This is a genomic window from Daejeonella sp. AP26, from assembly GCF_056680515.1.
This window is the reverse complement of record NZ_CM155286.1, coordinates 4,699,386-4,712,035: the sequence shown is the minus strand read 5'-3', so window position 1 is coordinate 4,712,035 and position 12,650 is coordinate 4,699,386. Positions and strand designations below refer to the sequence as shown.

Genomic DNA, 12,650 nt, shown 5'->3' with positions numbered 1-12,650 from the left:
GTTAGATTTCTTTTGTAAATTGATATCTGACTCCGGCAAATATGAAAAATTGTTTACTCATTTTATTCTTATTTATCTGTAAATCTGCCTTTTCTCAATTTCATGACAATTTTAATGACGCGAATTTTACGAATGACCCGTTGTGGCGAGGTGATACAACTTCATTTTCGATAAACAATAGCGGCCATCTTCAAACAACGGCTTCGAGTGTCTCTCAATCAGTGAATTTATCTACAAAAAATACGCTAGCTACGTCTGTTAGGTGGGAATTCTTTATCTTAATGGATTTCGATCCGTCAACAACTAATCGGTTGCGGGTTTATCTTACATCAGACAATGAAAATTTAAGAGAACCCTTGCAAGGCTATTTTCTCCAAATTGGCGAAACGGGCAATTCCGACTCCTATGATTTATACCGTCAATCAGGCAACCAGACAGTGAAGATCATCGACGGGCCGGCACAAGTGAGAACCACAACTGATCAGTTTGTTAGCCGGATTCAGGTCACCCGTGACAAAAATGGCTTGTGGAATTTAAGCGCTGATCCAACCGGAGGTTATGATTTCCAAACCCAAGGTACAGTTGCTGACGATACCTATGCTCAATCGGGGTGGTTCGGGGTAGTTTGTCAATATACAACGACCAGGTCAGACAAATTTTATTTTGATGACTTCAAGGTAGAAAATTGGAAATCTAACTCTCCGAACGGATATGAAGCAAACGCAAATGATATCGTAATCAATGAAATCTTTGCAGATCCGGATCCAGAAATTAGCTTACCAGGGGCCGAATTCATTGAACTGTGGAACCGGACACCACATACTATTTCACTAAGAAATTGGACTTACGCTGATGCGACCAGAAGCTTTCGGTTCAGCAATGACAGTATAAGCGCGGGTGAACATGTTATCCTTTGCTCCAAAGCGGATACCAGTCAGGTGAACGAATTCGGAAGAGTCATAGGAATTGAAAGCTGGCCTGCCTTAAATAATAGTTCAGATCATCTCATCCTAACAGATGACAAAGGACGATTGATTAATGAAGTTAGATACTCCGACACGTGGTATCAAAATGACGAGAAGAAAACTGGTGGCTGGACTTTAGAGTTGATTGATCCTGATGCAGTTTGTACAGGCATTAGGAACTGGCAAGCGAGTACCGACCAAACGGGCGGAACGCCGGGCAGGAAAAATTCCATTTATAGATTATTTGATCTAGCTGAACCACTAAGAATAGTGAAGGTGGCAATGATCGATAGTGCTTCACTTTCGCTTCAGTTTAATCGCTATACAGATAGCTTAACTGCCGTTGACCTAAAAAACTACCAGCTGAACAATGGAGCAGGAAAACCTCATTCAATTTATTACTCAGACTTATTTACCGTCATACTTAAATTGTCAGCGCCTTTAAGACACGGGAATATCTACCAAATCTCTCTTAGCAATGTTAGGGATTGTAGCGGAATACTAATGGGTTCCGGATACAATACCGCAACTGTGTCTATCCCTAAAGAAATCCTGGCGGGTGACATTTTGATAAATGAAGTCTTATTTAACCCACGGGCGGAGGGAGTGGATTTTGTTGAGATCTATAACAATTCGACCCATGAACTGGACATTCATGAATTGTATATTCTAAATGTTCCTTTGCCCGATTCTCTAAGCAAAGCGAAACGGCTGAGCCCTGAATCCCGATTAATGAAACCGGGCGGATTCCTGGTTTTAACTTCGGATCCCGAAAAGGTTTTAAATGAATATTATACCGAAAACCCGGGGAATTTTATAAAACTCGCTTCATTTCCCTCATTTAATAATGATAAAGGCATCGTCACAATTCTTAGAAATAATAAGGTGGTTGACCAGTTTAGCTACTCGGAAAAAATGCACATGCAGCTCATCAAGAACGCCGATGGCATTTCTCTTGAAAGATCCAGTTACCAGATTGCAGCGGATGAGCCCGGCAATTTCCGGTCTGCCGCAGCTTCAGTTGGATTTGCAACGCCCGGATACAAGAATTCTCAATATTTGGATGAGCCGGGAACTAAGGATGAATTTAGTCTTGCACCTTCAACTTTCTCCCCGGATGATGATGGATTTCAAGATCTGATGCAGATTGATTATCTCCTCGACCAACCTGGCTTCATCGCCAATATTACCGTTTATAACGACAGGGGAAACGTTGTGCGAAAACTCTATCAGAATTACAGCTTAGGCACATCGGGCACCTTAAACTGGGACGGACGGGATGAGTTCTCGGAGCTTAAACCCGCAGGAATTTACCTGGTTTATGCGGAGCTATTCAACACTCACGGCCTGGTGAAAAAATTTCGTAAGACCGTTGTGTTAGCTAGAAAACTCAATTAATGATTATATGTAAGGTTTTTAGCGTCAGGGAAAGGTTAAATCTTAAACTTTTTTACCTTTGATCAAAACCTAATGCATGAAAGAAACTATTTTGGTGATTGGCTCAAACGGCCAGATTGGGACAGAATTAGTAACAGAATTACGAAAAATACACGGCGAGAATCACGTTATAGCTTGCGACATCAGGCGACCTGATTATGATATTAAGAATGCCGGACCGTTTGAATTTGTCAATGTTCTTGAAAAAGATATCCTCAATAGCATTTTCAAAAAATACAAGCCCACACAAGTTTACCTATTAGCGGCTTTGCTTTCGGCAACCGGAGAGCAGAACCCAAAACTTGCCTGGGATTTGAATATGAACGGTTTACTGAATATTTTAGACCTTGCCCTGGCTTATAAAACCCATAAGGTTTACTGGCCGAGTTCTATTGCGGCATTTGGAGTTAACTCCCCGAAAGTAAATACCCCGCAATATTGCATCATGGATCCGAACACGATATACGGTATTAGTAAGCTTGCCGGAGAACGTTGGTGCGAGTACTATTTTCAGAGATACGGTTTGGACGTCAGAAGCATCCGCTATCCAGGCTTAATTAGCTGGAAGGCTGCACCGGGTGGTGGCACCACCGACTATGCCATCCATATCTTTCATGACGCATTAAAAAAAGCAAGTTACACCTCATTCCTTTCTGCAGAGACTGAACTTCCCATGATGTATATGGAAGATGCTATTCGCGGAACTATCGAATTGATGGATGCCCCTTCTGAGAATATCAGCATCCGCTCCAGTTATAACTTTGCAGGTGTGAGCTTTACTCCCGAAGTCCTGGCTACAGAAATCAGGAAGCACATCCCCGAATTCAAGTTGAGCTATCTTAAACATGACCCACGACAGGCGATTGCCAGCAGCTGGCCGCAGTCCATCGACGATTCTCAGGCTCAAAAAGACTGGAACTGGAAGTTGGAATTCGACCTCGCAAAACTGACCTGCGACATGTTGAAAAATTTGAAGAAATAAATCAGACCAGATCATCAAACTGGCAATTAGATCGTTAATTATAATCACTACATATAGTAATGGGAAGAGCATTCGAATTCCGTAAAGAAAGAAAATTTAAGCGCTGGGCAAAGATGGCGGTCCAGTTTACGCGCCTTGGAAAAGAGATCGTTATGGCCGTAAAATCAGGAGGTGGCAATCCTGAGACTAACTCCTGGTTACGTACAGTCATGCAGAATGCCAAAGCTGTAAATATGCCTAAAGACCGTGTCGAGGCAGCTATTAAAAGGGCATCAAATAAAGACGAGAGCAACTACGAAGAGATAGTTTACGAAGGATATGCGCCCCACGGCGTGGCCATTCTTGTTGAAACGGCTACAGATAACACCAACCGGACGGTCGCTAACGTACGGAGCTATTTTACGAAAACAGGGGGCTCGCTGGGTAAGACCGGTTCTTTAGATTTTATTTTCACCCGCAAATCGGTGTTTCGCTTTGAGCCAGGCGATCTTGATCTGGAAGAACTGGAATTTGAGCTTATCGATGCCGGATTAGAAGATTTGTATGTTGAGGAGGATGAAGAAGGGAAAGATATTGGAGTAATTCACACGTCTTTTGAAGATTTCGGCAAAATGCAAAAATCCCTGGAGGAAAAAGGCCTGACAGTCATCAGCGCAAAGCTGGAGCGTGTTCCTCAATCGACCACCAAAGTTACTGAAGAACAAGCTGCAGATGTATTAAAGCTCCTTGATAAAATGGAAGATGATGATGATGTACAGGCTGTTTATCATAATATGGCTGAATAAGCTTTCAGGTATGAGGTGAGCTGTCAGGTATCAGCACCCAGCTATCAGGTCTGATTATCAGCGATTATCTACCAACACAATTACAGATAACATATTGGCTTATTAACATGGCACTATTTACATCGAGAAAGCAACAAAAACCAGTTGAGATAAAATTTCAAAAAGGATTACTTTTTGTCAGGATCGACAATGGGAAAGATGTTGCCTACCCTCTTGACTGGCATCCAAAGTTGCTCAATGCAACTGATGAAGAACGGGCAGACTGGGAAATGAAACCTGACGGCTCAGGTATCCATTGGAATAAACTGGATACCGATATAGATTTTTAATTGTTGCACGAAGAATACATTGCCCGCCTGTTTATCAATTAGCAAACAGGGTACTACTTTTTTTGGGAAAATAGCCATGGCAATAGCTGAGGTTCAGCGAACGCTTGATCCCAACTGTTGTGGTTTGCTTCCGGATAAAGGGTGAATTTCACGTTTGAACCTGCGGTTTTTAAGGCATCTACAATTATTTGTGAATGTTCCGGGGGAACAATATCGTCTTTAGCCCCATGAAATACCCATAGAGGAATACTCTTATACTTTTTAACGTTTTTAGGGTTATCGCCACCACAGATAGGGAAGGCTGCCGCAAACTCGCCTTTCATCCTACGAAGGATTTCGAATGTCCCCATGCCGCCCATCGATAATCCGCCAACATAAAGCCGGTCGTCATCCGTGTATGGTCTATCTTCAAAATCTTCAACCAGTCTCATTAGTGATCTCATTGCAGAAGTTGGTTTCCCCCCTTTCACAAATCTAAACGTGCGTTTCCCATTAACCGTCGCAATGTCAACATTTGACCAGTAGCTGTTAGTTGGACATTGGGGAAAGACAATAATCGCTGGAAATTTTTCGCGGACCATGCTATCCAGGAAAGGTTGACTTCCATGTGTTAGCTGGGCCACGTTATCATTTCCCCGCTCACCGGAGCCGTGTAAAACAAATACCACCGGGTATTCCATTTCCGGATTAAAGTTGACAGGCATCAAAACACGGTATAATAGAGTATCGTTCCCCTTGATAAAAGTCTCGGCTTTGTATTCATCCAATGTTTGAGCACATGCTGAAAAAGCTGGTATGATCAGAAAAATAAAAATGAACAGGTTCCTCATAATTCTTTAGTTAAGATTGCCCTTTCTAATCTTTGCTATTTGTTTCCTAATCGGCTTTAAGTACCTGTCGGCGCGTGGAAACCCCGTTTTCGTTTATGGCCTCAATAGTGAAATAGTACGGTTTTTTACTGTCCATTGACTTAAACCAGTATTCATTAAAGTCATGCACCATTATGCAATTATATAATTTATCCGGATGAGTGCCGTAATATATATTGTAAGCGAAAGCATTATCAACAGGACTCCACTTGATGTATGCGCTTCTTTTGTCCTTCTCTGTACGCAACACCATAAATTGATTCACTGCTTTTGGCTTGGCACCGTTACCATTGCCGAAAACGCGTAAACCACTGATAGCAAATTTACCGGTAGGCATCTGAATATTTTCCAATTTCACATATCTGGCTTGAACGGGCTTTTCCAGTTCAACATAATCGTGCGGAACATCTTTTCTGTTGTTGCTTTTGTCTTTCAGTATTTTCCAATTCTTTCCGTCAGTTGAGTAATATAGTTTATAGCGGTGATAGACGCCTGCAGACTTTCCGAGAAACGAACTGTCTACATCCTGATCGGCATAGTTAATTTGAATGGCATTCACGGTACTCATACGCCCGAGATCGCTTTGCAGATACTCTCCCTTGTTAGCAGTCGCTGCACTCCAGTAAGTTTTAATCATTTCATCAACAGCATTGTTTGCATTGTAACTCCCCAAAGTAGAAGATACTGTAACCGGCTTCTTATAATTGAGAAGCATCCAGCCCGGGCCGGAAGGTGCGTTGCTATCCCCTGAACGGGCGGAAGGCAAATACTGAGGATAATCGCCGAACGCAGTATTGCACCACATTACGCTGTCCTTGTCGAAGCCGGTGGGCCAGATACCCAGCCTTCTTTCGAATGTGTTCTTTACCGAGACAACCATGGTACTGATATGCCAATATTTATCGTCACGGTCCTGAAAGGTTGCTCCATGACCAGCACCTCTAATAAACCCACCCAACTTATAACTAAGCGGATCGCTTACCGCTGTGAATGGGCCTAAAGGATGATCGCCTACCACCAGCCCATCAGCATAACCGCTAAACTCTGTTCCCGGCGCCCCGTATTGCAAGTAATATTTGCCATTGTACTTAGTCATGTGGCTACCCTCTATGAATGCGTCAAGAAAGGTGTCATCTAAATATTCCCCAAAGCGTTGCCATCCATAACGCCAGCTTTCCAGAAGATACATCTCCTGGCGGGTTCCCTTTGGCTGAAAGGTTTTGCGATCGAGCTCCACGCCATACATGGGAAACCGGTTGCTGCTGCCGTTATACATATAAACCTTTCCATCATCATCCGTAAAAAAGCTGGGATCCCAGCCTCCGATATCAAAGGAATCTACCAAAGGCTTCCATTCATTTGCCTTCGGATTAGTACTCATCCAGACTGAGAAATCCTTGGTATACGTTGAGCCGAACACAACCATGGTGTCACCAATGATGCCCACACCGGGAGCACACAACTCGTCATAACCTTCATTCCATGGCCGAAGGAATTTCTTCGAGATGAAGTTCCAGTTCAGCATGTCGCTGCTCCACCAATAACCCCACTGGTTTGTTGAGAATAGATAATAATCATCCTTATAAGTCACAATTACCGGATCAGCTGTTGCCCTGTGCCGGCCCCACTCAGAGAAATTGGGAATGGGTGTGTAACCATAATCCAGGTTGATTGGGTTACAATAAGTCTTTTGTTTATGCTGGGCTGAAGCCTCGGTATCTGGCTTAAGCAAAAATAACAGCAGGATTATAAGCAACCGTTTCATAATTCTAATTTTTTAGGACTTCCGGTTTTTTAATTGCGGGACTTTCAAAGCCCAGGCGATTTAGTCCTCTCTGTACATCCGGCGAGCTCATGAACAGCTTCCATAATAAACCCGTCCGGTAATTCTCGATCATCACAATAATTGGCCCTTGATCTATGGCAAGATGTGACTTAGCAACCCAGTTTTTCGATTCACTAAACGCATCGACAAAGCCATATTCACTCCATAGCTTATTTCCCTTGTCATAATAAAAATGCCTTAGCGCCTCCATTGAGAATTCAGGCGTATAGGGCATAGAGGAAAGAGCAGCGGTTGGCGTAATGACACCCAGATCCTCTGTCGGAGAATGTGCCGCATAGCCGACGTGGCTATCGCTGGCAGTGAGGCCCCAGCTTTTTGCAGAATAACCCAAAAACTGTTTAGGATTATCTATAACATAGGCGCGGTTAATTAATGTATGACTTTTGTTCTGTTCCCAATAATTAGCATACCTGTCTTTGAGTCCGCGTGGATCCAGTCCAAGGAAAGAATAATGCGCAAAGAATAGAGGACCGCCGTAATCAAAGCCCAAAGGCAATTTAGTGTTATAAAACGTACGCTCGTTGCGGAAATGGATGCTATTTGTCCAGCCATCATGATAAACCTTTGGTTCGATAGCATATCTCGGAGAGGATGCGGCAAGCACATAGGTAATTAAACACTCATTGTAGCCACGAATGGGGTGGTTCATGCTCCAGCCGTTGTTCGGACTCCAGTGCCAGTATAAAACGTTCTGTCCGCCCTGTGTGTGCCAGTTCCATTCTACCCCTTCCCACATCCATAATATCTTATTCCGGATCTGTTGTTCCGCCTGGTTACTAGCAGTAAAATATTGTCTTGCACAGATCAGTCCCTGAAATAAGAATGAGGTCTCCACCAGGTCAGCGCCATCATCCTTCGAGCTGAAGCGGATGACTTTACCTGTTTCGCCGTTTAACCAATGCGGGAAAACACCATGAAACATATCTGCTTTCCACAGGAAATTGACAATCTTCTGAACTCTTGCTGCCGCTTGCTCACGCGTAATCCAGCCTCTTTCGACAGCTACAATGATGGCCATGATCCCAAAGCCTGTACCGCCGGTGGTGACTACCTCATTACCATACTCAGGTGACACGTTGCTTCGTTCACGGGCCATCCCACTTACCGGATGTCCAAAATCCCAGAAATAACGAAAGGTCTGTTTTTGCACCTGGTCCAGCAAAGCACTGTCTGAAAGATTTTTAATTATTCCGGCTGGCTTAATTAAAACCGGCTGAGTGGCTTTAATACTTGTCTTCTGAGCATTGACTGCTGTCAGAGAAAACATGCTTAGCAAAATCACAGATACTATTCGTCTCATAATCTACAATTTAACACACGATTAATAACTTCTGTCGACTAAAGTTTAGGGCTATTAAAACCGAGATTTTTCATCCCTCTTTTTACTTCCGGACAACTCATAAATAAATTCCACAGCAAACCACTACGGTGATTCTCAATCATAATCAATGCAGGTCCCTGGTCAATCGCAAGGGAAGAAGTGGCGAACCAGGGCTCCGTTAATGAAAATGCATCGGTAAAGCCATATTCTTTAAAAATCTTGTCACCGAGTTTGTAGTAAAAGAATTTAAGAGCTGCCATCGATTGATCGGGGGTGTAAGGAAACGAGGATAATGCTGCAGTGGGCGAAATAACTCCATTGTCAGCAGTCGGCTCATGAACCCGATAACCGCTTATATCATCGCTTGCAGTCAGACCCCAGCACACTTCGCTGTAGCCGATATACCCCTTTGGATTCGCTTTACAATAATTATAATTGATCAGGGTATGGGAAAGAGTTTGATTTCCATAATTGGCGTAACTATCTGTAAGCCCTTTTGGGTTGATTCCTAAAAACGAGTAATGCGCATAGAATAAGGGGCCTCCCGAGGGCGGACCTAGCGGGAGCTGATGACCAAAATATTGGGAACCGTTCAGCATTGTCCCGTTGCGTGCCCAACCATTATCGTAAACTGCCCTGGGAGTTGCTGAAGTATTGGATGATGCAGCTAAAACGTAAGTGATGAGCGCTTCATTCCAACCTTCAATTTTATGATTCATATCCCAGTTGAATTCAGGACTCCAGTGCCAATACAATACGTTCTCATTATTTTTCCTGAACCAGTTCCAATCGACTTCATTCCACAGGAGATTGATATCCGATCTTAAAGCGGATTCATCCGAATCCATGTTGTTGAAATATTGCCGTGCTGTTAGTAGCCCCTGCATCAGGTAGGCAGTTTCAACCAGATCGGCACCGTTATCTTTTGCACTGAAGGGAATAACTGCGCCCGTGGCGCCATTGAGCCAATGAGGGAAAGCGCCATGAAATCTTTTGGCATCAGTTTTTAAAAACCTGACTATTTTCTGCATACGGGCCAGTGCCTCCGCTCTTGTTACAAACTGCCTGTGTGCGCCGACTATTATAGCCATAATTCCGAAACCAGAACCACCGGTAGTAACCAGATCTCCTGAGGTATCACGTTCACGCGATAAGCCACTTATAGGATGACCAAAATCCCAGAAATACTTAAAGGTTTGCTTTTGAACGAGAGTAAGCAGGGCATCGTCGGCGATGCGTGCAAATTTGTCTGCATCGTTAACGGCCGTAATTAAACTAACTGTTATACTGCTTTGTAATTTTCGGCCTGTTTTAGAAAGCAGACCTGTGGATACGTTTAACGTATGCTTTGTTATGGCCGGCAGAGCTACAGAGGGTGTAATCACAACCGTGCTGTCATTCTTCTCTAAAGCTGAACTGAAAGATGCTGTGATTCCTGAAGGATCAGTTAGGGTCACACTCGCTGGAATTGAAGTAGCGTCGATGGGTGAGGAAAAGGTTATCTTAATAACCGGACGGCTGTTTAAGCCGTGATATATGAAACCGTTGAAAGTACCGTTTACTTTCAAGCTTGAAAAGGAATAGGTTATTACAGAACCCGAATCTATGGGCTCAGGCTTGATCTCTTTTTGACAACTCCAAAAAAGAAATGCGATTAGTATTAAACAGGAACGGACTTTAGTCATCACTTCAAATTAATAAGGGTTGCCACAATTGACAACCCTCATCTTTATTTAATTGCCTAAACTAAGATTATTAAAGGTAATAACAGGTCTACTTCCCGCGACCTTCTAATTTTCCTAGAGCACCCACTTCTTCATCCGTAAGCGCCTTATTATATATTCTGAATTCATCTAACTGACCGGTTAAATAACTAGCCCAATCTTGTTTACCGGTTGCCGAAGTTTGGCTGGGTGTAGTTTGAAACTGGGTTGTACCAAACACAATTTTGCCGGAATTGGCGAAATTCAATGGCCCTGTCATTCCGGCAATTGACCCTGAACTAACCCTTGAGCCATTCACATACAGCTTAATCATTGAAGTTGTCGCATCGTATGAAACGGCTAATCCAACCCATTTATCAAAAAGGTTCAATACATTATCTGCAGCGTATGTCTTATCTCCGCTCCCGTTATTAATATGAAGTCTCAATTTTCCGTTTTCGTTAGTACTCCCGTTTTCTATGAACATTTCAATATTTCCCCAGAATTCAGTAGTGTTTGACAGGCTGAACAATCCTATTATACCTGTTGAAGGGACTGGGGTTTTTACCCAGCATGTCACTGTAAAGCTATTTAACGACGTAATGGCGGTACCGGGGGTTGTTGTTACATAACTGTTTAAAGCGCCCTGTAAAGACATGCCCTTAACACCCGAAGTAAAACTTGTCCCTGTGTTTTCACCTGCAGTATTAGATATACTATCGACCAGACTTTCATCGAATGCCCAATAGCCTACCAAACTGGTAGTAGCAACTTGTTTTGCACTCGTATATCCTCCGATGTTTAGTTCGGGTGCATAGCTCGCCGGATCAAACTCCTCCTGACAGGAAGATATGCTTAAGGTCACAGCTGCAACACAAAGGATTATATTTAATTTGAATCTCATTTCCTTAGATTTTAGAACGTTTAGTAACCAGTATTTTGAGTCAAGACCTCGGCACTTAAATCAATCTCCGTTTGTGGAATCGGCCAAACTTCATTCTTGTTCGGCTTCCAGCCCTTAGGGCCAAAAATCGCAGCAGCCCGTCCCTGGCGTATTACATCAAAATAACGATCAAATTCCATAGCCAATTCAGCTTGCCGTTCATCCCAGATAGCGGCTTGAAGTGCAGCTTTATCGGTGGTTGTCACATTTGGCAAGATAGCGGGGTTGGAACCTCTGGCCCGTGCACGCACCCTATTCAATGACGACAAAGCAAGCGTAGGGTCACCGGATTCGTTTGCTGCTTCAGCATTCATCAATAATACATCGGCAAAACGAAGTACCCTTATATTCTGCTGGGCACCTTCGTTGAATCCAGATACAAATAAACTAAAAGGAACATACGATTTCTGATTGTACCTGGGATTGTCTCCGCTAGCCGGAATAGGATCACCCTGAGGAGTGGTTTCCCCTCTGAAAACAATCGTTGCATCCCGTCGGGGATCGCCTGGTTCATAAGATTCAGCAAGCTCTGCCGTTGGCACATTAAAGCCCCAGCCCCCCCCTGTACTCCCGCGTACACCCTGTACCTGGCTATACTGTGAATTAGAGGCAGCGCTATTGCCTGGTAGTATTTCACATTGAATCTCAAATATGGATTCAATGTTGTTTTCGTTATTCGTTCTGAACAGCTGCTCGTAGTTTGGAAAGAGGTCATAACCCAGGGTCATGACGGTATTGGTTAAGGAAAGCACCTGAGCCCATTTTTGCTGGTACATAGACACTTTGGCGTGTAAAGCCAAAGCAGCTCCCTTAGTGGCCCTCCCTATCCCGGTGGCAGGATAAGACTGAGGCAAAACAGCTGCTGCCTCCTCAAGGTCTTTCTCAATGGCAGCGTATACTTCCGCTTTCGGTGTGCGCGGAATGTTAAACTCCGTAGCATCTTTGGGGACACTTAGCCGCAAAGGAACATCCCCGAAAGCACGAACTAGACGAAAGTATGAATATGCTCTTAAAAACTTTGCTTCAGCCAAATATTGAGCCTTTAAATTGGCATCCATGCTAATGGCGGGTATGTTATCTAAAACCTGATTACAGAGATTAATATTCTGATATTGGCCTGTCCAAAAACCGCCCAACTGGCCATCGGTTGAAGTAACGGTGAAATTGTCGTAATTATTGAAGAAACTAGCGTCATTGGGAGAACTTCCTTTTTCGGCTTCATCAGACCCTATGCTTTCTACCGCTATGGCAGCAAAGGCTACATTTTCCCAACTCCTTAAGTTTCCGTAAATTGAATTGACTGCTTTGGCAGCATCATCCGGTGATTGCCAAAAAGTAACTGCAGGCTGCTGTGCCTGCGGATCCGCATTCAAAAAATCCTTCTTGCATGCAGATAGTACAAAGAGCATTGAACTTAATACCATTAAGGCAATGTTTCGTATATAAAAATTCTTAATTCTTTCCATCGCT

General features: G+C 43.5%; 10 protein-coding genes. 4 read left to right on the top strand and 6 right to left on the bottom strand.

Annotated elements, in window-relative coordinates; translation table 11 throughout:
- The first annotated feature begins 281 nt into the window (after positions 1-281).
- The 4 genes from AC1MCB_RS20075 (at position 282) to AC1MCB_RS20060 (ending at position 4,498) form a co-directional block, all read left to right on the top strand.
- On the top strand, positions 282-2,363 hold the full coding sequence (locus AC1MCB_RS20075; protein ID WP_479966509.1) for a lamin tail domain-containing protein: 2,082 nt from the start codon (positions 282-284) through the stop codon (positions 2,361-2,363).
- A 76-nt stretch (positions 2,364-2,439) separates the two neighbouring features.
- Positions 2,440-3,384: an NAD-dependent epimerase/dehydratase family protein gene (locus AC1MCB_RS20070; protein WP_479966508.1), complete on the top strand. Its 945-nt coding sequence runs from the start codon at positions 2,440-2,442 to the stop codon at positions 3,382-3,384.
- A gap of 59 nt (positions 3,385-3,443) precedes the next feature.
- Positions 3,444-4,169 carry a YebC/PmpR family DNA-binding transcriptional regulator gene (locus AC1MCB_RS20065; RefSeq protein ID WP_479966507.1) on the top strand — a complete coding sequence of 242 codons (726 nt, stop codon included), beginning with the start codon at positions 3,444-3,446 and terminating at the stop codon, positions 4,167-4,169.
- A 107-nt stretch (positions 4,170-4,276) separates the two neighbouring features.
- Positions 4,277-4,498: a DUF2442 domain-containing protein gene (locus tag AC1MCB_RS20060; protein WP_479966506.1), complete on the top strand. Its 222-nt coding sequence runs from the start codon at positions 4,277-4,279 to the stop codon at positions 4,496-4,498.
- Between the two features lie 53 nt (positions 4,499-4,551).
- Here the strand turns inward: AC1MCB_RS20060 and AC1MCB_RS20055 are convergent, their stop codons facing one another.
- The 6 genes from AC1MCB_RS20055 to AC1MCB_RS20030 form a co-directional block, all read right to left on the bottom strand.
- The gene (locus AC1MCB_RS20055) at positions 4,552-5,328 is read right to left on the bottom strand and encodes a carboxylesterase family protein (protein ID WP_479966505.1); all 777 of its coding nucleotides are present in this window, start codon (positions 5,326-5,328) and stop codon (positions 4,552-4,554) included.
- Between the two features lie 46 nt (positions 5,329-5,374).
- Positions 5,375-7,132 carry a family 43 glycosylhydrolase gene (locus tag AC1MCB_RS20050; RefSeq protein ID WP_479966504.1) on the bottom strand — a complete coding sequence of 586 codons (1,758 nt, stop codon included), beginning with the start codon at positions 7,130-7,132 and terminating at the stop codon, positions 5,375-5,377.
- A 4-nt stretch (positions 7,133-7,136) separates the two neighbouring features.
- On the bottom strand, positions 7,137-8,513 hold the full coding sequence (locus tag AC1MCB_RS20045) for a glucoamylase family protein (protein ID WP_479966503.1): 1,377 nt from the start codon (positions 8,511-8,513) through the stop codon (positions 7,137-7,139).
- Positions 8,514-8,551: 38 nt separating this feature from the next.
- Positions 8,552-10,219, bottom strand: coding sequence for a glucoamylase family protein (locus tag AC1MCB_RS20040; RefSeq protein WP_479966502.1), 1,668 nt, complete (start codon positions 10,217-10,219; stop codon positions 8,552-8,554).
- Between the two features lie 88 nt (positions 10,220-10,307).
- Positions 10,308-11,141 (bottom strand): LamG domain-containing protein, encoded by an 834-nt coding sequence (locus AC1MCB_RS20035; protein ID WP_479966501.1) that lies wholly within the window; start codon positions 11,139-11,141, stop codon positions 10,308-10,310.
- Positions 11,142-11,161: 20 nt separating this feature from the next.
- On the bottom strand, positions 11,162-12,646 hold the full coding sequence (locus AC1MCB_RS20030; RefSeq protein WP_479966500.1) for a RagB/SusD family nutrient uptake outer membrane protein: 1,485 nt from the start codon (positions 12,644-12,646) through the stop codon (positions 11,162-11,164).
- Between the last annotated feature and the right edge of the window lie 4 nt (positions 12,647-12,650).